This is a genomic window from Variovorax sp. RKNM96, assembly GCF_017161115.1.
Classification (GTDB): domain Bacteria; phylum Pseudomonadota; class Gammaproteobacteria; order Burkholderiales; family Burkholderiaceae_C; genus Variovorax.
Genome location: NZ_CP046508.1, coordinates 2,528,280 through 2,554,001 on the forward strand (window position 1 = coordinate 2,528,280; position 25,722 = coordinate 2,554,001).

14 protein-coding genes are annotated in these 25,722 nt (G+C 69.1%); 12 read left to right on the forward strand and 2 right to left on the reverse strand.

Translation table 11 applies throughout. The annotated features are described in order from the left end of the window. The first annotated feature begins 12 nt into the window (after positions 1-12). Positions 13-11,124 carry an autotransporter-associated beta strand repeat-containing protein gene (locus GNX71_RS11650; RefSeq protein ID WP_206178451.1) on the forward strand — a complete coding sequence of 3,704 codons (11,112 nt, stop codon included), beginning with the start codon at positions 13-15 and terminating at the stop codon, positions 11,122-11,124. Between the two features lie 72 nt (positions 11,125-11,196). Here the strand turns inward: GNX71_RS11650 and GNX71_RS11655 are convergent, their stop codons facing one another. After that, positions 11,197-11,991, reverse strand: coding sequence for an IclR family transcriptional regulator C-terminal domain-containing protein (locus GNX71_RS11655; RefSeq protein WP_206178452.1), 795 nt, complete (start codon positions 11,989-11,991; stop codon positions 11,197-11,199). A 199-nt stretch (positions 11,992-12,190) separates the two neighbouring features. On the opposite strand from GNX71_RS11655, the gene GNX71_RS11660 reads away from it, so the two are divergent. The 11 genes from GNX71_RS11660 (at position 12,191) to GNX71_RS11710 (ending at position 24,732) form a co-directional block, all read left to right on the forward strand. Further along, positions 12,191-13,114, forward strand: coding sequence for a shikimate dehydrogenase (locus GNX71_RS11660; protein ID WP_206178453.1), 924 nt, complete (start codon positions 12,191-12,193; stop codon positions 13,112-13,114). A gap of 28 nt (positions 13,115-13,142) precedes the next feature. Beyond that, entirely contained in the window at positions 13,143-13,976 is an 834-nt protein-coding gene (locus GNX71_RS11665) for a shikimate dehydrogenase (RefSeq protein ID WP_206178454.1), read from the forward strand. Positions 13,977-13,999: 23 nt separating this feature from the next. Continuing rightward, positions 14,000-15,211, forward strand: a complete 1,212-nt coding sequence (gene pcaB / locus GNX71_RS11670) for a 3-carboxy-cis,cis-muconate cycloisomerase (RefSeq protein ID WP_206178455.1) — start codon at positions 14,000-14,002, stop codon at positions 15,209-15,211. After that, a complete protein-coding gene (locus GNX71_RS11675; protein ID WP_206178456.1) occupies positions 15,208-15,642 on the forward strand; it encodes a carboxymuconolactone decarboxylase family protein in 435 nt (144 codons plus the stop codon). Before pcaB ends, GNX71_RS11675 begins: the two co-directional genes overlap by 4 nt. Before the next feature lie 47 nt (positions 15,643-15,689). Further along, positions 15,690-16,847, forward strand: coding sequence for a multidrug effflux MFS transporter (locus tag GNX71_RS11680; RefSeq protein WP_206179426.1), 1,158 nt, complete (start codon positions 15,690-15,692; stop codon positions 16,845-16,847). 62 nt (positions 16,848-16,909) lie between these two features. After that, complete coding sequence (locus GNX71_RS11685) at positions 16,910-17,629, forward strand: alpha/beta fold hydrolase (RefSeq protein WP_241027235.1); 720 nt, start codon at positions 16,910-16,912, stop codon at positions 17,627-17,629. Positions 17,630-17,763: 134 nt separating this feature from the next. After that, positions 17,764-19,638 (forward strand): sugar phosphate isomerase/epimerase and 4-hydroxyphenylpyruvate domain-containing protein, encoded by a 1,875-nt coding sequence (locus GNX71_RS11690; protein WP_206178457.1) that lies wholly within the window; start codon positions 17,764-17,766, stop codon positions 19,636-19,638. A gap of 44 nt (positions 19,639-19,682) precedes the next feature. After that, entirely contained in the window at positions 19,683-21,092 is a 1,410-nt protein-coding gene (locus GNX71_RS11695) for an MFS transporter (protein ID WP_206178458.1), read from the forward strand. Between the two features lie 38 nt (positions 21,093-21,130). Further along, the gene (locus tag GNX71_RS11700; protein ID WP_206178459.1) at positions 21,131-21,823 is read left to right on the forward strand and encodes a DsbA family oxidoreductase; all 693 of its coding nucleotides are present in this window, start codon (positions 21,131-21,133) and stop codon (positions 21,821-21,823) included. A 117-nt stretch (positions 21,824-21,940) separates the two neighbouring features. After that, positions 21,941-23,503 (forward strand): DUF1800 domain-containing protein, encoded by a 1,563-nt coding sequence (locus GNX71_RS11705; protein ID WP_241027236.1) that lies wholly within the window; start codon positions 21,941-21,943, stop codon positions 23,501-23,503. A gap of 17 nt (positions 23,504-23,520) precedes the next feature. Next, a complete protein-coding gene (locus GNX71_RS11710) occupies positions 23,521-24,732 on the forward strand; it encodes a DUF1501 domain-containing protein (protein ID WP_206178460.1) in 1,212 nt (403 codons plus the stop codon). Positions 24,733-24,742: 10 nt separating this feature from the next. Here the strand turns inward: GNX71_RS11710 and GNX71_RS11715 are convergent, their stop codons facing one another. Next, positions 24,743-25,540, reverse strand: a complete 798-nt coding sequence (locus GNX71_RS11715) for an SDR family oxidoreductase (protein ID WP_277401890.1) — start codon at positions 25,538-25,540, stop codon at positions 24,743-24,745. Positions 25,541-25,722 lie beyond the last annotated feature (182 nt).

Here is a 25,722-nt window from a genome sequence, read left to right on the forward strand (position 1 = left end):
GGAGAACCGTCCATGAATACCGCCTACAAGACCGTCTGGAACGCCGCGATCGGCGCATGGGTGGCCGTCTCGGAAACGACGCGCGCGCGGGGCAAGCGCAGCACCAGCCAGCGCGCGGGCCGCACGGCACGTCTCACGGGGCTGACGAAGGTCGGCATGCTGGCGCCGCTCGCATTTTTCGCGACCAGCTTCTTTCCAGCGCAGGCGGTGTGCACGATTTTTCTCAGCGACGTGACCTGCAACGGCGCCGCCAACCCGCTGGCGCCGGGCTATGCGAACGGCGCCAACAACCTGAACCTGGTGGTGAACCCCGGGGCAACCCTCGGCGTGTTGCTGGGCGTCAGTGGAAGCGCAGTGTCGCTGACGGGTTCCAGCGTCAGGCTCACGAACAACGGCCGGATCGATCCGCTGCTGTTCGGCAGCAACACCACGAAGCTGTCCACGGGCGTCGTGATGGGCAACACCGCGACCAGCACGATCGTCGTCGCCAACAACGGGACGATAGGCGGCACCAGGCAGTCGTCGGTCGACCTGGCCGGCCTGGCGCTCACGGTGCGCAACGGCGCCAGCGGCATCACGACGATCACCAATACGGGAACGATGACCACGGGAGCCATCGTCGGTGCGACGCTGGCCGAGGCCGATGCGGCCGTGGTCGCCGCCTATGGCGGCGGCCAGGTCAACATGGTGAACACGGACACCGGCACGATCACCGGCCGCATCGCGTTCGAGAGCCCGAGCAGCGGCGGCAACACCTTCACCAACGCGGGCACGATCAACGGCAGCGTTTCGCTCGGCACCGGGGAGCGCGACGACACCTTCTTCGCGGTCACCGGCTCGAGCATCACCGGCGGATCGGCCCCGGCCATCGCGGTGGCGACGCCGTCGGGCGGCAGCCTGAACTTCGCGGCCGGCGGCACGGTCGATGCGGGCGTCGGCGGCACCGACATGCTGGTGCTGCGCAACAAGGTGAGCGGTCCCGGTTCGGGCACTACCGGCACGGGCGAGATCAAGGCCGCGCAGTACCTGAACTTCGAGAACCTCCAGGTCGACAGCGGCACCTGGACCCTGGGCGGCGCGGTGGTCAGCGGCAGCGCCCGGCTCAACGGCGGCGTCGCGATCTTCGACAACGCGGGCGCCTTCGGTGCCGGCACGCTGACGGGCGACGGCGGCGCGATGCAGGCCGCGGTGAACGGCCTCGCGCTGGCCCAGAACGTGAGCCTCCTCAGCGGCCTGATCGTGCAGGGCGACAACAGCTTCACGCTGGGCGGCACCGTCAGCGGCGGCGGCGGCCTCATCAAGAACGGCACCGGCACGCTCACGCTGAACGGCAGCAACAACTTCAGCGGCGGTTTCGCGCTCAACGGCGGCGGCGTGACGCTGGGCAACGCGAGTGCGCTCGGCTCGGGCCTGTTCCTGGTCGGCGGCAATGTCGATCTCTACACCACCTTCACCGGCACGCTCAACAACCAGGTGCAGCTCAACGGCGCGCTGAGGCTCGACGGGACGGGCACGCTGACCTTCGGCAATCTCATCTCGGGGGCTGGCAGCCTGACGGTGAACGGCAGCAACCTTGCACTGGCCGCCAGCAACACCTATGGCGGCGGCACGACGCTGGGCGGCGGCAGGCTGGACGTGGGCAGCAACACGGCGCTCGGCACCGGCGACCTCACCATCAACGGCGCCTCCGTGCTGACCGGCGCGGCCGGCGTGACGCTCGCCAACAACGTGGTGCTCAACAGCACGCTGAACTTCGGCGCGGGCAGCAGCGGCGGCGCGCTCACGCTCAACGGCACGATCAGCGGCGCGGGCGGCATCAGCCTGGCCGGTGCGCCGGGCCTCACGCTCAACGGCGCGAGCACCTTCACCGGCGGCTTCAACCTCGGCGGCGGCGCGCTCACCGTGGGCAATGACTCCGCGCTGGGCCAGGGCGGCGTCACGGTCAGCGGCGCGAGTTCGCTCGATTCGAACAAGTCGGTGAGCCTGGCCAACGACTTCCGCCTCAACGCCAGGCTCGCGGCTGGCGGCAGCAACGACCTGGCGCTCAACGGCACCCTCACCGGCCTGGGCATCCTCAGGAAGACCGGCACGGGCCGCCTCACGCTGGGCGGCGCCAACACCTTCTCGGGCGGCGTGGACCTGCAGGGCGGTGCGCTGCGCGTGGCGACCGACACCTCGCTGGGTCTGGGTACGCTGACGGTGGAGGGCAACGCCGCGCTCGATGCGAGCGCGAACGTGAACCTCGGCAACGCGGTGGTGCTCAACGCGGGCCTGGACATCGGCGGCGCGAACGACATCCGACTCGGCGGGGTCATTTCGGGCACCGGCCCCCTCTCGTACAGCGGCAGCGGCACGCTGACGCTGGCCAACGCCAACTTCTGGACCGGTGGAACCACGCTCAAGAGCGGCACGCTGAACGTCGGCGACAACTTCGCGCTGGGCCAAGGCGCACTCGCAGTGACCGGCAACGCGAACCTGCGCGCCAACGTGCCGGGTACCGTGCTGGGCAACGCCCTGACATTGGGCGCCGGCACGACGCTCAACGTGGACGGCTCGAATCCGCTGGCGCTGACCGGCGCGATCGACGGCGGCGGCGCGCTCGCGCTCAGCGGCCTGGGTGCGGTGGTGCTGGCCGGCGCCAACACCTACAGCGGCGGCACGATCGTCTCGGGCGCCACGCTCGGGGTCGTCAACCTGGCCGGCAGCGCTACCGGCAGCGGCGCTGTGCAGGTGCAGGCGGGCGGCGCGCTCGTCGGCAACGGCAGCATCGCGGGCACGGTGAGCGTGGGCTCGGGCCTGCTGGAGCCGGGCCTCGGCGGCGCGGGCACGCTGACCGTCGGCGGCCTGAGCCTTGCCGCCGGCTCCGTGCTGAACTACGAGCTCGGCGAGGCCGGCGTGGCGGGCGGCACGTTCAACGACCTGATCAACGTCAACGGCAACCTGCAACTGGACGGCACGCTCAACATCGCGCAATCGGCCGGCGGCAAATTCGGTGCGGGCCTGTACCGGCTCATCAACTACACCGGCACGCTGGCCGACAACGGCCTGGACATCGGCACCGCGCCGACCGACAGCAAGAACCTGCAGGTGCAGACCAGCGTCGCGAACCAGGTCAACCTGATCAATCTCGACGGTGCCGCGCTCACGCTGTGGGACGGCGGCAATCCCGCGAACTTCAACGACGGCAAGATCGCGGGCGGCAGCGGCGTCTGGCGCGCGGGCGGCTCGACCGAAAGCTGGACCGGCGTCGACGGCAAGCTCAACGCGGGCTGGCAGCAGGATGCCGTCGCGATCTTCAGCGGCACGGCCGGCACCGTCACGGTGGACAACAAGGGCGCGGGCGGCCCGGTGCGCATCGGCGGCGCGCAGTTCGCGGTCGACGGCTACGTGGTCAACGGCGACCCGCTCACCCTCCGTGCCGGAGACGCCGTGGTGCGCGTGGGCGACGGCACCGCTGCGAGCGCGGGCATGACCGCGACCCTCAACGCCGCACTCGGCGGTACGGGCCGCCTCGTCAAGGACGACGGCGGCACGCTGGTGCTGGGCGCAGCCAACTCGTACACGGGGGGCACGACGGTCAAGGGCGGCGTCCTGCAGATTTCCACGGACAGCAACCTGGGCGCGGCCGGTACGGAGCTGGCACTCGACGGCGGCACGCTGCGCATCGCGGCGGGCTCCACGCCGTTCTTCAGCATGCGGGCCCTCTCGCTCGGTGCGGGCGGCGGAACCATCGACCTGTCGAACAGCCTGTACGGCGTGGGCGGCCCCATCACCGGCAGCGGCCTGCTCACCGTCACCGGCAAGGGCGGCACGTTCGGCCTGGTGGCGGCCAACAGCTACAGCGGCGGCACGGTGCTCAAGGACGGCGCGAGCATCACCACCACCGTGAGCGGCGTGCTGGGCAGCGGCGCGGTGCAGCAGCAGGGCAATGGCACGGTGCTGTCGTTGCTCGGCACGGCGAGCGCCGGCAGCAACGAATACACCGTGGGCCGCGCCGCGAGCACGGACAGCGGCAACACGCTGTCGTTCTCGCAGAGCGCCACGGCGGCTGCCTCGAAGATCACGCTCAACGGCACGGGCTGGGCGACCCCCGGTTCGAACGCGCTGCAGTTCGGCGGCAGCGCAAGCGCAGCCACGTCAACCATCACCAACGCGGGCGGCGCGATCAATATCTTCGGGAATGCCAGCGCCGGCAGCGCGACGATCGCCAACGGCGACAAGAGCCTGCTGGCCTTCGGCCAGGACGCCACGGCGGGCACTGCGCAGATCGCCAACGCATCCGGCGGCCTGGTGCGCTTTGCCGACAACGCGACGGGCACCTCCGCGACGGTCACCAATGCCGCGGGCGGCGTGCTCGATGTCTCGGGCTCGACCGCCAAGAACGGTGTCGAGTTCGGCGCACTCTCGAGCGCGGGCGCCGTGGTGCTGGGTGCCACGCAGCTCGCGCTCGGCAACCTCGGCAACAGCGACACGATCTCGGGAGTCGTGAGCGACAAGGGCAGCATCTTCACGCAGCCGGGTTCGGGCACGGGTGGCTCGATCGTCAAGGTCGGCGCCGGCACGCTCACGTTGAGCGGCGCCAATACCTATACCGGCGGCACCACCATCGCCGCAGGCACGCTGAGCGTGAACAACACCAGCGGCAGCGCGACCGGCACGGGCGCGGTGCAGATCCTGGGCAATGCGATGCTGGCCGGCAACGGCAGCATCGCGGGCACCGTGAGCATCGCCAAGGGCGGCATCCTGTCCGCGGGCAACAGCCCCGGCACGCTGACCGTGGGCGGCCTGAACCTGGCCGACGGCGCGGTGCTGAATTACGAACTGGGCCAGGCCAACACCGTGGGCGGCCCGCTCAACGACCTGGTCAAGGTCAACGGCAACCTGCAACTGGACGGCACGCTCAACGTGGCGCAGTCGGCGGGCGGTACCTTCGGCGCGGGCTTGTACCGCCTCATCAGCTACACCGGCGGCCTGACCGACAACGGCCTGGACATCGGCATCGCACCGGGCGCCGTGGGCGACCTGCAGGTGCAGACCTCAGTCGCGCAGCAGGTCAACCTGGTCAACCGGGCCGGCCTGTCGCTGAACTTCTGGGACGGCGGCGACGCGAGCAAATACAACGACGGCCAGGTGGCCGGCGGCAGCGGCACCTGGCGCGTGGGCACGCCGGGCGATGGCTGGACCGGCGCGGACGGCAAGATCAACGCGGCCTGGGCGCAAGACCAGTTCGCGGTCTTCGGCGGCAAGGCCGGCACCGTCACGGTCGACGGCACCGGAGGCACGGTGCGCATCACCGGCGCGCAGTTCGCCACCGACGGCTACCGCGTGCAGGGCGATGCGATCGAGATCGGCAATGCCGCCACCACCGTGCGCGTGGGCGACGGCACCGCGGCCGGTGCAGGCATGACGGCCACGATCGCCTCCTCGATCTTCGGCACGGGTGGCCTGGTCAAGGAAGACCTGGGCACGCTGGTGCTGGATGGCCCCGACAACAGCTACAGCGGCGGCACCACGGTCAAGGCCGGCATCCTGCAGATCACCTCCGGCGCCAACCTCGGCGCGGAGACGGGTGGCCTCGCGCTCGAAGGCGGCGCCACGCTGCATGTGACCGCCGGCGCCGCGGGCACGCGCACCGTGAGCCTGGGCGCGGGTGTCAACACCTTCGACATCGACCCGGTCGAGACCTTGAGCCTGGGTGGCAAGGTCAGCGGTGCGGGTCACTTGCGCAAGATCGGTGCGGGCCTCCTGCAGCTCATCACGGACAACGACTACACGGGCGGCACCGAGATCGCGGAGGGCAGGATCAATGCGACGGTGACGGGCGCGCTGGGCACCGGCCCGGTGTCGGTGGCGGACAACGCCACGCTGTTCTTCGCCAACACCGCCGACGCGGGCAAGCTCGCGATCACCGTGGCCGCGCGCGGTGGCGCGCCGACCGACAACGGCGGCTTCGTGTTATTTGGCAACGGCAGTTCGGCCGGCAACGCGAGCATCACGGCGAACCAGGGCGCCACGGTCGAGTTCCGCGACAAGTCGAGCGCCGGCAACGCCGTCATCGAGAACCGCGGCAGCTCGATCGACTTCCGGCTCCAGGCCAGCGCGGGCAACGCGCAGATCACCAACCTGGCCGGCGGCAGCATCAACTTCTTCGACGATGCGAGTGCCGGACAGGCACGCCTGGTCAACGAAAGCGGCGGGCTGATCGATTTCTTCGACCGCGCGAGCGTGGATCAGGCCACGGTGGTCAACAACGCGGGTGCACAGCTGCGCATCGGCAACCTCACCAACGCGGGCCTGTCGATCGGCTCGCTCGAAGGCGCGGGCAGTGTGTTGCTGGGATCGAAGGCGCTGACGACGGGGGGGCTGAACACCAGCACGACGGTGTCGGGCACGATCGGCGGCGCGGGCGGCTCGCTCGTGAAGGTCGGCAGCGGCACGCTCACCCTGAGCGGCGCCAACACCTACACCGGTGGCACCACGGTGGCGGCCGGCACGCTCGCCGCGAACAACGCGAGCGGCAGCGCGACCGGTACCGGTGCGGTGCAGGTCCAGGGCGGCGCGGCGCTTGCCGGCACCGGCACGCTGGCCGGCGCGGTGACGATCGCCAAGGGCGGCATCCTGTCGGCCGGCAATGGCAACGGCGGCGCGGGCACGCTCACGACGGGCAGCCTGAACCTTGCCGAGGGCGCGGTGCTCGACTACGACCTCGGCCAGGCCAACGTCGCCGGCGGCGCGCTCAACGACCTGGTCAAGGTCAACGGCAACCTGCAGCTGGACGGCACGCTCAACGTGGCGCAGTCCAAGGGCGGTGTCTTCGGCGCGGGCATCTACCGCCTGATCGACTACACCGGCACGCTCACCGACAACGGCCTGGACATCGGCAGCACGCCCACGGCCGCGAAGAACCTGCAGGTGCAGACCTCGGTGGCCCAGCAGGTCAACCTGGTCAACCGCGTGGGCCTCACGCTGAACTTCTGGGACGGCGGCGACGCCGGAAAATACAACGACGGCAAGATCGCCGGTGGCTCGGGCACCTGGCGTGTCGGCGTGCCCGGCGACGGCTGGACCGGTGCCGACGGCAAGGTCAACGCGGCCTGGGCGCAGGACCAGTTCGCGGTGTTCGCGGGCACGGGCGGCACCGTCACGGTCGATGACGCGGGCGGCACGGTGCGCATCAGCGGCGCGCAGTTCGCGGCCGACGGGTACGTGATGCAGGGCGATGCGATCGAGCTTGGCGCCACGGGCACGGTGGTGCGCGTGGGCGACGGTTCGGGCACCGACAACGCGCGCAGCGCGACCATGAACGTGGCGCTCACCGGCATCGGCGGCCTGGTCAAGGACGACGTGGGCACGCTGGTGCTGGGCGGCACCAACACCTACACCGGCGGCACCACCGTCAAGGCCGGCGTGCTGCAGGGCGGCACGGCGAGCCTGCAGGGCGACATCGTCAACAACGCCGAGGTCGCGTTCGACCAGGGCAACGGCATCGTCGGCACCTACCTGGGCACGATGAGCGGCACCGGCCGGCTGCGCAAGATCGGCAGCGGCACTCTGCTGCTGGACCGCGCGAACAGCTACACGGGCGGCACCTTCGTCGATGCCGGCATGCTCGCCGCCGATGCGACCGGTGCCCTCGGCAGCGGCCCGGTGAGCGTGGCGGCCGCCGGCACGCTGCTGTTCGGCAGCAAGGCCGACGCGGGTGGCGCGGTCATCGGCAACCAGGGCAAGCTGGGCTTCCAGGCCAGCGCCAGCGCCGGCACTGCGACCATCACCAATGCTGCGGGCGGTGTGCTGACCTTCTCCGACAACGCCTCGGCCGACAAGGCCACGGTGATCAATCAGGCCGGCGCTCAGGTGCGCATCGACCAGACGGTCACCGGCGCGAGCTTCGGCTCACTCAGCGGTGCGGGCGATGTGGTGCTCGGCGCCAAGGCGCTCACGCTCGGCGGCAGCGGCGGGGACAACGCCTTGTCGGGCATCGTCAGCGGTGCCGGCGGCTCGGTCGTCAAGGTGGGCGGCGGCACGCTCACGCTGTCGGGCGCCAACACCTACACCGGCGGCACCACGGTGGCCGCCGGCACGCTGAGCGTGAACAACAAGAGCGGCAGCGGCACCGGCATGGGCGCCGTGCAGATCCAGAGCGGCGCCACGCTCGCGGGCAGCGGCACCATCGCAGGCGCGGTCACCGTCGCCAAGGGCGGCATCCTGGCGGCAGGCAACAGCCCCGGCACGCTGACGCTCGGCGCGCTCGCGCTGGGCAGCGGCTCCACGCTGAACTACGAGCTCGGCCAGGCCGGCGTGCCTGGCGGCGCGCTCAACGACCTGATCAACGTCACGGGCAACCTGCAGTTGGACGGCACGCTGAACATCGCGCAGTCCGCGGGCGGCACCTTCGGGCCGGGCCTGTACCGCCTGGTCAGCTATGGCGGCACGCTCACCGACAACGGGCTGGACATCGGCACCGTGCCCGCGTCCGCCAAGTTGGTGGACCTGCAGCTGCAGACCTCGGTGGCGAACCAGGTCAACCTGGTCAACCGTGCAGGCCTGTCGCTCAACTTCTGGGACGGCGGCGACAGCACGAAGTACAACGACGGCCAGGTGGCCGGCGGCAGCGGCACCTGGCGCGCGGGCAGCCCGCAGCCCTCGCAGGATGGCTGGACCGACATGGACGGCAAGCTCAACGCCAACTGGGCGCAGAGCCAGTTCGCCGTCTTCGGCGGCAAGGCCGGCACCGTGACGGTCGACGGGGCCGGCGGCCCGGTGCGCATCGCGGGTGCGCAGTTCGCGGTCGACGGCTACACGGTGCAGGGCGACGGCATCACGCTGGACAACGCCAATTCGGTGATCCGCGTAGGCGACGGCACGGCCGCGGGCGCGAACATGACCGCCACGATGAATGTCGCGCTCTCGGGCACGGGCGGCATCTCGAAGGAAGACGCGGGCCGGCTGATCCTCGGCGGTGCCAACACCTACACCGGCGGGACCACGGTCAAGGGCGGCGTGCTGCAGGGCAGCGCCACCAGCCTGCAGGGCAACATCGTCAACAACGCCGAGGTCGCGTTCGACCAGGGCAAGACCGCGGGCATCTATGCGGGCGCAATGAGCGGCACCGGCAAGCTGCGCAAGATCGGCACGGGCACGCTGACGCTGGCCAGCGCCAACAGCTACAGCGGCGGCACGCTGGTCGATGCGGGCACGCTCGCCACCGACACCAGCGGCGCGCTGGGCACGGGCGCGGTCAGCATCGCCTCGGGCGCGGCGCTGCAGTTCGGCGGCAAGGCCGATTCGGGCAAGCTCGCGATCGCCAACCAGGGCACGCTGCGGCTGCAGGACGGCGCGAATGCCGCCGGCGCCACCGTGACCAACGCGGCCGGCGGCCAGGTGCGCATCGACCTCGCCACCACCGGCGCGAGCATCGGCGCGCTCGGCGGCGCGGGCGATGTGGTGCTCGGCGCCAAGGCGCTCACCACCGGCGCCATCGGCAACAGCACCACGATCTCGGGCGCGATCACCGGCACCGGTGGTTCGCTCGTGAAGGTGGGCGCAGGCACGCTCACGCTCGCGGGAACTGCCAGCTACAGCGGCGAGACGCGCGTCATTGCAGGCACCTTGAAGGCCGGCGCGGCCAACGCCTTCAGCGCCGCTTCGAGCGCCGTGGTGGCCAGTGGTGCGACGCTCGACCTCGCGGGCTTCAGCCAGACCGTGGCGGGCCTGGGCAACAGCGGCACCGTGGCACTGGCAGGCGCCGCGGCCGGCACCACGTTGACGGTCAACGGCAACTACGTCGGCAACAACGGCGTGCTGAAGCTGGGCACCGTGCTCAACGGCGGCGCGGGGCCATCGGACCGGCTGGTGATCGACGGCGGCACAGCCAGCGGCAAGACCAGCGTGCAGGTCACCAACCTCGGCGGCCTGGGCGCGCGCACCAGCGGCGCGGGCATCGAGTTGATCAGCGCACGCAACGGCGCGACCACCACCGCGCAGACCACGAAGGACGCCTTCGCGCTCTCGGGCGGCCATGTCGATGCCGGTGCCTTCGAGTACCGGCTGTACGCGGGCGATGCCAGCGGCGGCGGCGAGAACTGGTACCTGCGCACCGAGGCCGAACCGGGTACGCCGGGCAATCCTGGCGGCACCGGCCTTCCGACCTACCGCGCCGAGGCCTCGCTGTTCGCGGCGCTGCCGAACCAACTGCGCCAGAGCAACCTGGGCATGCTAGCAAGCCGCAGCCAGCGCGTGGGCGACGACGATGTGCGCGGCAGCGCAGGAACGACATCGCAGACCGACGGCAACAACCGCCGCGCCTGGGGCCGGTTGATCTCCACCGACATGGACATCCGCCAGGGCGGCACCGTCTCGCCGCACAGCGAGGGCCGAGTGACCGGGCTGCAGGCCGGCACCGACCTGTGGGCCAACCCGGACTGGCGCGCGGGCATCTACGTGGGCCAACTCGATGGCGACACCCGCGTGAGCGGCTTCGGCAGCGGCCTGTTGAACAACGCCGCCGGCCGCAACGACCTGCGCAGCCAGTACCTGGGCCTGTACGGCACCTATGCCACCGAAGACGGCTTCTATGCCGATGCGGTGCTGCAGGCAGGTCGTCACCGCTACACGGTGCAGCCGTTCCTGAGTGGCGGCGTCGAGGGCAAGGGCAACAGCCTGCTGGCCTCGATCGAAGTGGGCAAGGCCTTCGCGATCGGCACGGGCGGCTGGTCGATAGAGCCGCAACTGCAGTTGATCCACCAGCGGCTGCGGCTGGACGACGTGTCCATCCCGGGCGCGCTCGTGCAGCAGGACGCCGACAGCGGCTGGATCGGCCGCGCGGGCGTGCGCATCAAGGGCAGCTTCGCGACCGGTGCCGGCACGCTGCAGCCTTATGCACGCCTGAACGTCTACCGCAGCGCGAAGGGGAACGATGTTGCGCGCTTCGTGAATCCGGCGGCGATCACGCCGGTGGGTGCGCCCATCGGCGGCACCAGCACCGAGCTGGCGGCGGGCTTCACGTTGTCGGTGAGCCAGCGCACGAGCATCTACGGCGAACTGGGCAAGCAGTGGGCTTCGGGTGGCGATGCGCGCGTGGGCAGCTCCATCAATGCGGCAGCAGGCGTGCGGGTGAAGTGGTGAGGTGAGGCCGCGGGACTGCCAACCGCGGCCGCATCGACGGCACAGGCACGCTCGGCGAGCGACCGGCCCGATTCAGATCAGGTTGCGCATCGCCTGCGCCGTCTCGCGCAGCACCGGCAGCACGCGCGCCACCGCGTCCTCGGAGCTCTCGTGCCCCATCGGCATCGTGATGTTCAGCGCGCCCACCAGCGTGCCGTGCCGGTCGCGCAGCGGCACCGCGATGCCGCGCGAGTTGAGGTCCAGTTGCTGCTCCGACAGCGCCCAGCCCTGCGCCCGAATGCGGGCCAGTTCGAGCTTCATGCGCTCCATGCTCGCGATGGTGTGCGAAGTGAACACGGTGAGTTGGCGCGTGGCCAGCCACTCGTTCAGCTCGGCGTCGTTGCGCAGCGCGAGCATCAGCATGCCCGAGGCCGTGACCTGCGCCGGCACGCGCGCGCCGAGCACGTAGCCGGTGCTCATGCTGCGGTTGGGGCCGTTGCGGGCGATGTAGACGACCTCGTCGCCGTCCATCACGCTTAGGTAGGCGATCTCGTTGGTGCCGGCCGCCACGCGCTGCAGGAAGGGCTGCACCACGCGCGGCAGGCGGGCCGATTCGAGGTACGAGCGGCCCAGGCGCAGCACGCGCGGCGTGAGCCAGAAGAGCTTGCCGTCGCTCGCCACGTAGCCCATGTGCTGCAGCGTCAGCAGGTAGCGCCGCGCGGCGGTGCGCGTCATGTTCGTGCGCTGCCCGGCCTGGCTGGCGGTCAGGCGCGGGTTGGCATCGTCGAAGGCCTCGATGATGCTCACGCCGCGCTCCAGGCCCGCGATCCAGTCGCGCTTGTCCAGGCCTGCGGGTGGGGGGGAGTCGTCCTTGCTGTCCTTGCTCATGGTCGGAAGTGTGCCTTCGGCGGAGGGTTGCCAAGTTGCATGCGGTGGCGGTGAAAACCCTTAGTTTGAACGATTGTCGAATTTCAAAGATCGATGATCGAACGTTTTGGCCTTTCTGGCGCTGTGGAAAAGGGGTGAAGGGGCTATAAAGCTCGGCATCCGGCCTCCCAAAGAGCGATTGACGAACGGAACCCAGCACATGAGCCATTCCATCAGCGGCAGCACCCAGGCTTACCTGATCCCGGGCGATCCGGTTCGCAATGTGCGGCTGCCGCGCATGTTCAACGCGACCTTCGAACGCTTCGGCATCGACGCGGTGCTGCTGCCGATGCAGGTGCCGGTGCGCGATTTCGCGGTGTTCTTCAAGTCGGCCTTTCTCGCGCGCAATGTGCGCGGCATGGTGATCGCGCCGCCGCACAAGCCGCTGGTGGTCGACCTGCTCGACGGCTGCGGGCTCTTCGGCCGCGTGGCGGGCTCGGTCAACGTGGTGCGCCGCACCGAGGGCGACCAGCTCGAGGGCGACCTGTTTGACGGCGAGGGCCTCATCGGCGCACTCGACCACTGCAACATTCCCTTCCGCGGCAAGCGGGTGCTGATCCTCGGCGCGGGCGTGAGCGCCGCGGCCATCGGCGTGGCGCTGGCCGAGGGCGGCACGGTGAACGGCGCGGAGCACATCGCCTTCTTCGACACCGCGGCCGGCAAGGCGGCGGGCGTGGCCGCGAAGCTCGATGCCTTCTTCGATGCGACCGTGGTCGCGGTCGAGAGCAATGCGCCCGAGGGCTACGACCTCGTGATCAACGCCACGCCGCTCGGCCTGGTAGAGGGCGATGCGCTGCCGCTCGATGTGTCGCGCATGGAAAGCCATGCGGCGCTGTTCGACATCCTCTTGCGCAACCAGCCCACGCCGCTGGTGCGTGCGGCGCGGGCGCGCGGGCTCAATGCGCAGGCCGGCTTCGAGATGCTGATCCAGCAGATGCCGCATTACCTGCGCTACTTCGGCCATCTCGATGCGGCCGAGGCGCTGCAGGCCGATGCCAACTTCCTGCGCGAAATCGTCTATCCGCCGGCGATGCAGGCCGAGATCGCGAATCCCTTGCGATACCACTCGCCCAGCGTCGCCTGACGCCTCATCTTTTCAACCCGACGACTCCATGATTTCCGGCAAGACAACGCTCATCGCCCACCTCGGCTACCCGACCGAGGCCTTCAAGGCGCCGATGATCTACAACCCCTGGTTCGACAAGCAGGGCATCGATGCGGTGGTGGTGCCGATGGGCGTGAAGCCCGAGGACTACGCGGCCACGCTGCCGCAAGTGTTCAGGTTCTCGAACATCCGCGGTGCGCTGGTCACGATGCCGCACAAGGTCACGACGATGGGGCTGGTGGACGAGGTCACGCCCACCGCGCGCGTCGCGGGCGCATGCAACGCGATCCTCAAGCGCCCCGACGGCACGCTGCTCGGCGACCAGTTCGATGGCGCGGGCTTCGTGCGCGGTGTGGAGCGCAAGGGCAGGCTTTTCAAGGGTACGCGGGTGCTGGTATCGGGCACGGGCGGCGTGGGCTCGGCCATTGCGGCATCGATCGCCGCTGCGGGTGCCGCGGAGCTGATGCTGTTCGACATGAGCGATGCATCCGCACAGGCCCTGGCCGCGCGGCTGCGCGAGCATTACCCGCAGATGAAGGTCGCGACGGGCTCGAAGGACCCGGCGGGCTACGACGTGGTCGTCAACGCCACGCCGCTCGGCATGAAGGACAGCGATCCGTTGCCCTTCGATGTGGACCGCATCGACCCGGCCACTTTCGTCGGCGAGGTCGTCATGAAGACCGAATACACGCCGCTGCTGCAGGCCGCCAAGGCCAAGGGCTGCGCGGTGCAGGTCGGCACCGACATGCTGTTCGAGATGATCCCGGCGTACCTTGAATTCTTCGGCTTCGGCACCGCGTCCCCGGAAGAACTGCGCGCCGTCGCCCAACTGAAATATTGATTGATGAACACCCAGGTCACCACATGAGCATTTTCGAAGGCTTCCTTTCCACATCCGAAACGCTCGGCGCGTTCAGCGACCGCGCCTTCGTCGACGCGATGCTGCGTTTCGAGGCCGCGCTCGCGCGCGCGCAGGCGGCCGAAGGGTTGATTCCCGAGAGCGCTGCGCACTCCATCGTCGGCAGCTGCAAGGTCGAGCTGTTCGACGTGGCCAAGATCGTGCGCGAGAGCGGCCGCGCGGGCAGCGTGGCGATTCCGCTGGTCAAGGCGCTGCGCGAAGCCGTGGGCCTGTTCAATGCCGAGGCCGCGCCGTTCGTGCATTTCGGCAGCACCAGCCAGGACGTGATCGACAGCGCGATGGCGCTGGTCACGCGCGAGGCGGTCGCGCTCATCGAGACAGATCTCTCCAAAGCCGTCAGTGCGCTGCTGCGCCTCGCGGTGCAGCACGCCGAGACGCCGATGCTCGCGCGCACGCTGATGCAGCCGGCCTCGGTCACCAGCTTCGGCTTCAAGTGCGCGGGCTGGGCCGCGCCGCTGGTGCGCAGCCGCATCCGGTTGCGTGATGCAGCGAAGCACGCGCTGCAACTGCAACTGGGCGGGGCCGTCGGCACGCTCGCGCAGATGAAGGGGCAGGGCGCCGTGGTGCGCAGGCGCATGGCCAAGGAGCTGGGCCTCGGCGATCCCGGCGCGACCTGGCACACGCAGCGCGATGAATGGGTGGCGCTCGGCTGCGAGCTCGGCCTGGTCGCGGGCAGCCTCGGCAAGATCGCCGTGGACATCGCGCTGCTCGGCCAGTACGAAGTGGCCGAAGTCGCCGAGCCCAGCGAACCCGGCCGTGGCGGATCGTCGGCGATGCCGCACAAGCGCAACCCGGTGGCCTCGATGGTCGCCATCGCTGCCGCGCACCGTGCGCCGCAGCGCGTGGCCGCCTTGCTCGGCGCGATGCCGCAGCAGCACGAACGAGCCCTCGGCGCATGGCAGGCCGAACTGGCCGAATGGCCGCAGCTCCTGATGTCGGCCCACGGCAGCGTGCGCGCCATGGCCGGCGCGCTGCCCGGCCTGCAGGTGGATGCCGCGCGCATGCGCGCCAACATCGACCGGCTGCGCGCCGAGCTGCCGCGCGATGCGGCAGACGAATGGTTCGACCCTGCGCTCGCCATCGGCGCGGGCCAGATCGCGCTCGCAGAAGTGAAAGCGCTGCAAGCCCAACTCAAAGACAAGGAACTCTCGCAATGACCGCCCCCGAAACCCCCAGCAGCGATTACGAAGACGGCCTCCTGAACCGCCGCCGCATCCTCGGCGATGCCTGGGTCGACAAGTCGCTCGCCAACCGCAACGGCTTCAACGCCGAGTTCCAGGAGCTCATCACGCGCCACGCGTGGAACGACATCTGGGGGCGCCCCGCGCTCGGCGACAAGACGCGCCGCTACATGGTGCTGTCGATGATGCTGGGCATCCACGCCTACGAAGAGTTCGCGATGCATGTGCGCGCCGCGCTCGACGGGCCGCCCGAGTCGCGCCTGACACCGGACGACATCAAGGAAGTGATCATGATGGCCGCCATCTACTGCGGCGTGCCGGTGGCCAACCATGCGTTCGGCATCGCCACCAACATCCTGCGCGAGAAGGGCTTGCTGCCCGTGGCCCCTGCGTCGCCTGCGCAGTGAGCGCGCCGGTCGCCCCGAAGGGCCGCCTCGACGTCAGCTTCACCTTGATGCTGCCGCTGCTCCTGGCAGCGCAGCCTGTCGCCACCGACAGCTATCTGCCGGCGTTGCCCGCCATCGCGAAGGAGCTCGGCTCGGCCAGCACCAGCCTCACGCTGTTCGTGCTGGCCTTCGGCTTTGCGCAGTTGCTGTGCGGCCCGCTCGCCGACCGCTTCGGCCGCCGGCCCGTGCTGCTCGCGGGGCTCGCCTGCTACGCGATCGCCGCGCTCGGCGGTGCGTTCGCGGGCAGCGTGGCGCTGCTCGCGGGCTGGCGCACGCTGCAGGGTTTTTCGATGGCCGCGATCCTCGTGTGTTCGCGCGCGGCGGTGCGCGATCTCTATCCCGCGCACGAAGGCCCGCATGTGATGGCGCGCGGCCTCACGGGGCTGGGCGTGGTCGGGCTGATCGCGCCGCTGCTCGGCGCGTGGCTCGTGCAGGGCGCGGGCTGGCGTTGGGTGATGGTGGCGATGGCGGTGTATGCCTCGCTGCTGTTCGCGATGTGCTGGCGCTCGTTCGGCGAGACGCGCAAGCCGCTGACCGGTGAGTCGTCCGCGCCGCGCGGCAGCACGCGCACGGTGTTCGCAAGCCGCTCGTTCCGTGCCTGGGCCTCGGTGGCGGCGACGACCTATGGCGGGCTCTTCTGCTTCCTGCTGCTGTCGCCGATGGTCTACATCGGCTACCTCGGCTGGTCGCCCGCGTGGTACGGGTGGATCCCGGCCGGCGGCTCGCTGGTCTACATCTTCAGCACCACCATGTGCCGCAGCCTGCTGCGCCGCTACGGGCCGGTGCGCACCGTGCGGCTCGGCGCCTCGCTGAGCATGACGGGCGCGGTGATCCAGGCGCTGGGCTGCTGGCTCATGCCGCTGAGCGCGGTGCCGCTGCTCGTGGGCCATGCGGTGTACTGCCTCGGCCACGGCATCCACCAGCCCTGCGGGCAAGCGGGCGCCGTGGGCGACCTGCCGCACCTTGCGGGGCGTGCCGTGTCGTGGTCCGGCTTCGGCATGATGATGGTTGCGTTCTGCGTGGGACAGGTCGCCGCGCTGTTTGTCGATACCGATTACTCCCATGGCGCCTGGCCCATGGTCGTGCCGATGCTGGTGGCCGGTGCCGTGCTGCTGGCCATTGCCTTTCTCTGGCTCCCGCGTCTTCAACATCCCAAGCACCCGTAAAAAGGAAACCACACCATGACCCCCGCCTGAATGTCGTTCGCGAAGGCGAAGGCCCCTTCGTCGTGCTCAGCCATGCGCTGGGCTGCAGCCTGCGCATGTGGGACGGCGTGGCCGCGCAGCTCGCGCAAGCTCACACGGTGATCCGCTATGACCACCGCAACCACGGCGCCTCCGAGGTGGTGCCGGGCGCGCTGCGCGTCGAGACGCTCGCGCAGGACGTGGCCGAACTGATCCAGCGCGAGACCGGGGGCGAGCCGGTGCACTTCGTCGGCCTCTCGATGGGTGGCATGACCGCGCAGGCGCTGGCGGTGCGGCACCCCGAGCTGCTCAAGACGGTGGTGATCGCGAATTCGTCCGCCCACTACCCCGACCAGGCGCCGTGGCGCGCGCGGGCCGAGACGGTGGCTGCCAAGGGCGTTGAAGCCATCGCATCGGGCGCTGTCTCGCGCTGGCTCACGCCGGCCTATGCCGCGACCTACGAAGGCGCCGCCGCAGCGAAGGCGCTGCACGACGTGCTGGTCGCGACGGACGCGCAGGGCTACATCGAGAGCTGCAACGCGGTCGCCGCCATCGATTTCCGCGACAGCAACCATCGCATCGCCGTGCCCACGCTGGTGATCGGCGGCCTGCAGGACGAGGCCACGCCGATGGCGATGTCGGAAGCCATGGCCGCGGCCATCCCTGGGGCGCGACTGGCCACCATCGACGCCGCCCACCTGAGCGCCGTGGAGCGGCCCATCGAATTCGAACAGCTGCTGATCGATTTCTGGCGCAGTCTTTGAGCGTCGGGGAAGGCGCCTCGGACCTAGGTGTATCCCGTATTTCGTGCGATTAATGAACGAGTGCGTTCGTTAATCGCCCATTCGGTGCCCGAATTGGTTGTGGCGCGAGGCCCGGGTTCCTAAAGTCCACCCCCATGCATCGCTCCATCGCCACGGTCTCGCTCAGCGGCACCCTTCGCCAGAAGCTCGAAGCCATCGCGGCCGCCGGATTCGACGGCATCGAGTTGTTCGAGGCCGACTTCATCAACTTCAAGGGCACCGCCACCGAACTGCGCGGCATCGTGGCCGACCTGGGCCTGTCGATCGACCTCTACCAGCCGTTCCGCGATTTCGAAGGCATGCCCCAGGTGCAGTTCCTGCGCAGCCTGGAGCGCGCCGAACGCAAGTTCGACCTGATGCAGGCGATGGGCGCGCCGATGGTGCTGTGCTGTTCGAACACCTCGCCGCTGTGCGCCAACGATCCGGCGCTCGCCGCCGCGCAACTGCATGAGCTGGCCGAGCGCGCCGCGCGCCGCAACCTGCGCGTGGGCTTCGAGGCGCTGGCCTGGGGCCGGCACACCTCGCTCTACAGCCAGGCCTGGAACATCGTGAAGCAGGCGGACCATGCGCACCTCGGGCTCATCCTCGACAGCTTCCACACGCTGTCGCTGAAGGACGATCCCTCGGGCATCGCCGACATTCCGGGCGAGAAGATCTTCTTTTTGCAGATGGCCGATGCGCCGCTGCTCGCGATGGACGTGCTGCAGTGGGCGAGGCACCATCGCTCGTTTCCGGGGCAGGGCGATTTCGACGTGATCGGCTTCTTTGCGCAGGTGCTGCGCGCGGGCTACACCGGGCCGCTGTCGCTGGAGATCTTCAACGACATCTTTCGCGAGACGCCGAACCGTCGCACGGCGGTCGATGCGATGCGTTCGCTGCTGTACCTCGAAAGCGAAGCGCGGCAGCGGCTGGATGTCGTGCAGCCGCAGCGCGTGGAGTTGTTCAATCCACCGCCGGTGGCCGCGCTCTCGGGCCTGTCGTTCATCGAGTTCGCGGCGGATGAGACCTCGGCGCTCACGCTCGATACGCTCGTGGGGCAACTCGGTTTTCGCCGCATCGGCAAGCATCGCTCCAAGGCCGTGACGCTGTACCGGCAGGGCGAGATCAACTTCATCGTGAATGCGCAGCCCGACTCCTTTGCGCGCGGCCGCTTCGAGGCGCACGGCACCTCGGTGTGCGCGCTGGGCGTGCGCTGCGCCGATCCGCTCGCTGCGGTGGGGCGCGCGACCGCGATGCGTTCCAAGCGGCACGACAGCCCGGTCGGCCCGAACGAGCTGCGCGTGCCGGCCGTCGTTGCGCCGGGCGGCAACCTGATTCATTTCGTGGCGGAGTCGCTGGGCGCGAACGGCCTGTACGAAGCCGACTTCATCCTCGAAGACGATGCGCCCGAAGTCAACGACGCGGGCCTGAATCAGATCGACCACGTCGCCCTCGGCCTCGCGCTCGACCAGCTCGACACCTGGGTGCTCTTCACCCGCGCCGTGCTTGGCCTCGAACCCGGCGAGAGCCTGGAACTCGCCGACCCCTTCGGCCTGATCCGCAGCCGCGGCGTTGCCAATGCGGCGCGCAGCGTGCGCCTGGTGCTCAACGTGTCGCTGAGCCAGCGCACCCGCACCGCGCGCACGCTCAGCGTGACCGGCGGCGGCGCGGTGCATCACATCGCACTGAACTGCGACGACATCTTCGAAACGGCCGCGAAGCTGCGCGCCAATGGCACACGCTTCGTGCCGATCTCGGACAACTACTACGACGACCTCGCCACGCGCATCGACCTCGCACCCGAGCTGCTCGCACGCATGCGCGCGGCGGGCGTGCTGTTCGACCGCTCGCCGGCCGGCGACTACCTGCACATCTACACCGAGAGCTTCGAGGGCGGGCTCTTCTTCGAGGTCGCGCAGCGCATGGGCGACTACGACGCCTACGGTGCCCTCAATGCACCCGCGCGCATGGCTTCGCAAGCGCAGGACTGATTTTTTCCCGTATTCGTCACTTGAATCATCACTGGAGACAACACATGGCCAACACATCAGCCAAAGAGCCGCAAGGCAGGCACCAGTCGAAGAAAGCCGCGGCCAGCGGCTGGATCGGCTCGGCGCTGGAGTACTACGACTTCTTCATCTACGCCACCGCCGCGGCGCTGATCTTTCCGCAGATCTTCTTTCCGAAGGGCGACCCGACGACCGCGATCGTCGCGTCGCTCGCGACCTACGGCGTGGGCTACGTGGCACGGCCCATCGGCGCCTTCGTGCTAGGCCACTGGGGCGACACGCACGGCCGCAAGCAAGTGCTGGTGCTGTGCATGTTCCTGATGGGCTTCTCCACCGTGGCCGTGGGCCTGTTGCCGACCTATGACCAGGTCGGCCTGCTGGCCCCGGTGCTGCTGGTGATCCTGCGCCTGGTGCAAGGCTTTGCAGTGGCCGGCGAGATCTCGGGCGCGAGCTCGATGATCCTGGAGCACGCGCCGTTCGGGCGCCGCGGCTTCTTCGCGAGCTTCACGCTGCAGGGCGTGCAGGCCGGCCAGATCCTGGCGGCCGCCGTGTTCCTGCCGCTCGCGCACTACATGCCCGAAGACGCCTTCAACTCGTGGGGCTGGCGCATTCCGTTCCTGCTGAGCTTCCTCGTGATCGTGGCCGGCTACATCATCCGCCGCGAGGTCGACGAGACGCCCGCCTTTGCCGAAGTGGACAAGAAGGGCGAAGTCGCGAAGTCGCCGATCGTGCAGGCCTTCACCGACAGCTGGGCCGACATGCTGCGCGTGGTCTGCATGGCGCTGATGAACGTGATTCCGGTGGTGGCCACCGTGTTCGGCGCGGCCTATGCGGTGCAGGCGGCCTACGGCATCGGCTTCCAGAAAGACGTGTACCTGTGGATTCCGGTGCTGGGCAACATCCTCGCGGTGCTGGTGATTCCGTTCGTGGGCAACCTGTCGGACCGCATCGGCCGCAAGCCCCCGATCGTCGTCGGCGCGCTGGCCTCGGGGCTGCTGTCGTTCGTGTACCTGTATGCCATCAGCATCAAGAACGTGCCGCTCGCGATCTGCATGTCGCTCCTGATGTGGGGCATCGTGTACCAGGGCTACAACGCGACCTTCCCGAGCTTCTATCCCGAGCTCTTCCGCACCCGCAACCGCGTGTCGGCCATGGCCATCTCGCAGAACATCGGCACCACCTTCACCGCGCTGCTGCCCGCGCTGTTCGCCGCCGTGGCGCCTCCGGGCTCGACCAATGTGTGGCTGACCGTGGGGGCGATCACTTTCACGGTGACCATCCTCGCTGCGCTCGCGGCCATGAGCGCACGAGAGACCTACCGCATCCACATGCGCGACCTGGGCGACCCCAACGCCGTGCCCGTGGACAAGGCCGAATACGACCGCCTGCGCGAGCAGACGCTGTCAGACGCCCGGCTGGCCAAGGCCGTGGCCTGAAAACCTTGCGGGCACCAAGGGTTGTGGGGCCGTGAAGAATGGCGCCCATGACCACCTCTTCATCCCACCTCAAGATCGATTTCGTCTCCGATGTGTCTTGCCCCTGGTGCGCCGTTGGCCTGAGTTCGCTCGAGGCGGCGCTCAAGAGGGTGGCACCGGAGGTCACAGCGGAACTGCACTTCCAGCCCTTCGAGCTGAACCCGCAGATGCCGCCCGAAGGGCAGGACACCTTCGAGCACCTGAACCAGAAATACGGTTCTTCACGCGAGCAGCAGGCCCAGTCCCGCGAGATGATCCGCCAGCGCGGCGCGGCCGTCGGCTTCGAGTTCAGCGCCGAGGGCCGGCCCCGGGTCTACAACACCTTCAATGCACACCGGCTGCTGCACTGGGCCGAACTCGAGAGCCCGGCCAAGCAGGCGGCGCTCAAGAAGCTGCTGCTCCAGGCCTATTTCACCGACAGCCAGAACCCCTCGGACCCCGAGGTGCTGGTGCGCGCGGCGACCGAGGCGGGGCTCGATGCGGCGCGGGCCCGCGAGATATTGGACAGCGACGAATACGCCGCCGAGACCCGCGAGCGCGAACGCATGTACACCGATGCCGGCATCCACTCGGTGCCCGCGATCATCATCAACGACCAGCACCTGATCTCCGGCGGCCAGCCGGTCGAGGTGTTCGAGCGGGCGTTGAAGCAGATTGCGGGTGCGGCGCCGAGTTCGGTTGTCAGCGCCTGACATGGCACCTTTCGTTTCGGCTTGAAACGAAGCTGACCGCCAGCTTTACCTGAGGAGCGGGCAGGGGCCGTCAACCGCATCGACCCGGTGCGGGTTGATCGGTTCATGATGAGTCCCATGCTGCATCTTGGCCGTCTCTGCATGGTGTCGGCCGCCATGGCCCTGGCGGCTTGCACGACGGGATCGTTGCGATCCGATGCGCCCCCGCTGTCTGTGTCCAGCACAGCGGCCGATAGTCCGGCCGCGCAGTTGCAATGGCTCGATCGCGTGACCTGGGGCGCGAATGCGAGCAGCCAGGCCGAGCTGGCGAAGACCGGTCTTGCGCGATGGATGGGGCGGCAACTGAAGCCGCAGCCGCAACCCTTGCCTCCGGCCGCGCAGGCGCAGATCGACGCGATGACGATCTCGCGCACACCGCTGGACCAGCTCGTCATCGGCCTCGACGCCCAGCGCAAGGCGGCCGACGCGCTGCCCGACGAAGACCAGAAGAAGGCCGCGCGCCAGGCCTACCAGCAGGAGCTGACCCGGCTCGCCCGCGAGGCGCAGCAACGCTTTGTGCTGCGCGCGCTGTACTCGCCCAACCAGCTGCAGGAGCAGATGACCTGGTTCTGGATGAACCACTTCAACGTGAACCTGCGCAAGGACAACATCCGCGCGCTCGTCGGCGACTACGAAGAGAACGCGATCCGCCCGCATGCGCTCGGCAGGTTCCGCGACCTGCTCGGCGCCACGCTGCACCACCCCGCGATGCTGCGCTACCTGGACAACGCGCAGAACGCCGCCAACCGCATCAACGAGAACTACGCACGCGAACTGATGGAGCTGCACACGCTGGGCGTGGGCGGCGGCTACTCGCAGGCCGATGTGCAGGAGCTGGCGCGCGTGCTCACCGGCGTGGGCGTGAGCGCGCAGCCGGCCGATGCAGTGCCGAATGTCCGGCCCGCGGTGCGCGCGGACTATGTGCGCCAGGGGCTCTTCGAATTCAATCCCAATCGGCACGACTACGGCCCGAAGACGCTGCTGGGCCAGCCCATCCAGGCACGCGGCCTCGCCGAAGCCGACGAGGCGCTCGACCGCCTGGTACGCGCGCCGGCCACCGCGCGCTTCATCTCGCGCAAGCTCGCCGTGTACTTCGTCGCCGACGAGCCGCCACCCGCACTCGTCGATCGCATGGCCGCAGCCTTCACGCGCAGCGACGGCGACATCGCGACGACGTTGAAGGCGCTGTTCGAATCGCCCGAATTCGCCGCCTCGCTCGGCCGCAAGTTCCGAGACCCCGTGCACTACGTGATGGCCGGCGTGCGGCTTGCGTACGACGACCGCGTGGCGCTCAACGTGAACCCGATGCTGAACTGGATCAACCGCATGGGCGAGCCGCTGTATGGGCACGAGACGCCCGATGGCTATCCGCTCAACGAGGCCGCGTGGGCGAGCGCGGGGCAGATGAACACGCGCTTCGAGATCGCGCGGGCCATCGGGGCGAACGGCGCGGTGCTGTTCCGTGCGGACGACAAGGCGCCGCTGGAGAAGCCCGCGTTTCCACCACTGGCCGAGTCGAACACGGTCCGGGCGATGCAGCTCGGCCTGAGCGCCGACACGCGCGAGGCGCTTGCGCAGGCGAAGAACCCGCAGGAATGGAACACCTTCCTGCTCGCATCGCCAGAGCTGATGCGCCGATGAGCAGAAAGGACAACACCATGCAACGCCGAGAACTGTTGAAGCTCCTTGCCGCCGCACCGCTCGCGGGCGCTGCCGGCCAGCTGATCGCCGCGCCCGCTGCCGAAGGCGCCAAGCTGCTCGTCGTGTTCTTGCGCGGCGCCTACGACTGCGCGAACCTGCTGGTGCCGACCGCCAGCGATTTCTACTACGCCTCGCGCCCCAACATCGCCATCGCGCGGCCGGGCCAGCCCAACGGCGCGCTGCCGCTCGACAGCAACTGGGGCCTGCATCCTGCACTCGCGCAAAGCGTGATGCCGCTCTTCCAGCAGAAGCAGGCGTCTTTCATCGCCTTCGCGGGCACCGACGACCTCACGCGCAGCCATTTCGAGACGCAGGACTCGATCGAGCTCGGCCAGGCGCTCGACAAGCGCCGCGACTACCGCTCGGGTTTTCTCAATCGCCTGGCGGGCGTGCTCGGCGGCGGGCCCATCACCGACGTGTCGCCCATCGCCTTCACCGACCAGTTGCCCATCGCGCTGCGCGGCGATGCCAAGGCCGCGAACATGGCGCTCGCGGGCAATGCGCGTTCGGGCATCGACGCGCGGCAGAGCCAGATCATCGCGTCGATGTACCGCAGCACGCCGCTCGCGCAGCGGGTGACCGAGGGCTTCCAGGTGCGCGACGAAGTCATGCGCGCGGTGCAGGCTGAGATGGACGCGGCCAGCCGTAACGCGATGAGCGCCAAGGGCTTCGAGCTCGTCGCGCGCCGCATGGCCGTGTTGATGCGCGACCGCTTCGACCTCGGCTTTGTCGACGTGGGCGGCTGGGACACGCACGTGGGGCAGGGCGCTGCCACCGGCTACCTCGCCAATCGTTTTGAAGAACTGGGGCGCGGCGTGGCCGGCTTCGCGGAAGAGATGGGCGAAGACGCCTGGCGCCAGACCGTGGTGGTCGTCATCAGCGAGTTCGGCCGCACCTTTCGCGAGAACGGCAACCGCGGCACCGACCATGGGCACGGGACCGTGTACTGGGTGCTCGGCGGCGGCCTCTCGGCCGAGGCGGGCGGGCGCATCGTCGGCGAGCAGCAGGTGCTGACGCAAGCCACGCTGTTCCAGAACCGGGACTACCCGGTGCTCAATGAGTACCGGGCGGTATTCGGTGGATTGTTCAGGCGGATGTATGGGCTGTCGCCCGCGCAGCTCGGGCGGGTGTTCGAAGGTGTGGCGCCGCGGGAGTTGCGGCTGGTCTAGCCGCCGGACTTCACACGACCGGCACGGTACCGCCGTCGATCACGTATTCCGCGCCGTGGATCGAAGCCGCGCGATCCGATGCCAGAAAGGCGACCAGTTCGGCAACCTCCTCGGGCCACGCAGGGCGACCAATAGGGATGCCGCCCAGTGCATCGAGGATTCCTTGTCTTGCCGTGGCCTCATCCGTTTTGCCCGATTGCGCCAGGCGCGTCACCATCGCCTGCGATGCGGTGGTGTTGATCCACCCCGGCGCAATCGCATTGACCCGAATTCCCTTGGGCCCCAGCTCCTTCGAGAGGGACTTGGAATAGTTCGACAACGCCGCCTTGGCTGCCGCATAGGCGATCGTCGACTCGTGCAGGGGCAGCTTCCTCTGAATGCTCGTCATATGCAGGACGATGCCCCGTCCGCGCTCCACCATTGCCGGAACGAGTGCCCTGTCGAGACGCACGGCTGCCATGAGGTTGAGATTCAGTGCCGCTTGCCAGGCGTCCTCGCCCGAAGCCGCGAAGCCGCCACCCGGCGCACTGGAGCCACCTACGTTGTGGACGATGACATCGATCTGGCTGAACTGCCTTGTGAGCGCCTGGACGAGACTGGCAACCCCTTCATGCGTGCTCAGGTCCGCCGCGAAGAATGTGGCGGGCAATGCCTGCCTGGGTTCGGACCGGGCCGTCGTCACGACGGCGCCGCCGGCTGCTGCGAAGCGACGAACGATGGCTTCGCCTGCACCCATCGTGCCACCCGTCACGAGGATGGTGCGCCCCTTGAAGTCCGTGGGGTCCGATGAGAACGCGGGTGCGCTCACGATGGCAACTCCATTGCCGTGGCTTTCAAGGCCCGACCGCATTCGCTGTTCATGGGGGTGAAGCCGACGTGGCGGTATTCATTCATCACTGCATGTTCTTTCAAATCGAATGATGGGCGCGGCATCGATCGCGATCTGCGTGTCGCATTGGTGGTGCTTGCCCGGGGCATGATCGTCGTGCA

Coding starts and splice junctions, on each gene's coding strand:
- GNX71_RS11650 (WP_206178451.1), top strand. CDS start 13: ATGAATACCGCCTACAAGACCGTCTGGAACGCCGCGATCGGCGCATGG.
- GNX71_RS11655 (WP_206178452.1), bottom strand. CDS start 11,991: ATGAGCAAGGACAGCAAGGACGACTCCCCCCCACCCGCAGGCCTGGAC.
- GNX71_RS11660 (WP_206178453.1), top strand. CDS start 12,191: ATGAGCCATTCCATCAGCGGCAGCACCCAGGCTTACCTGATCCCGGGC.
- GNX71_RS11665 (WP_206178454.1), top strand. CDS start 13,143: ATGATTTCCGGCAAGACAACGCTCATCGCCCACCTCGGCTACCCGACC.
- pcaB (WP_206178455.1), top strand. CDS start 14,000: ATGAGCATTTTCGAAGGCTTCCTTTCCACATCCGAAACGCTCGGCGCG.
- GNX71_RS11675 (WP_206178456.1), top strand. CDS start 15,208: ATGACCGCCCCCGAAACCCCCAGCAGCGATTACGAAGACGGCCTCCTG.
- GNX71_RS11680 (WP_206179426.1), top strand. CDS start 15,690: ATGCTGCCGCTGCTCCTGGCAGCGCAGCCTGTCGCCACCGACAGCTAT.
- GNX71_RS11690 (WP_206178457.1), top strand. CDS start 17,764: ATGCATCGCTCCATCGCCACGGTCTCGCTCAGCGGCACCCTTCGCCAG.
- GNX71_RS11695 (WP_206178458.1), top strand. CDS start 19,683: ATGGCCAACACATCAGCCAAAGAGCCGCAAGGCAGGCACCAGTCGAAG.
- GNX71_RS11700 (WP_206178459.1), top strand. CDS start 21,131: ATGGCGCCCATGACCACCTCTTCATCCCACCTCAAGATCGATTTCGTC.
- GNX71_RS11705 (WP_241027236.1), top strand. CDS start 21,941: ATGCTGCATCTTGGCCGTCTCTGCATGGTGTCGGCCGCCATGGCCCTG.
- GNX71_RS11710 (WP_206178460.1), top strand. CDS start 23,521: ATGCAACGCCGAGAACTGTTGAAGCTCCTTGCCGCCGCACCGCTCGCG.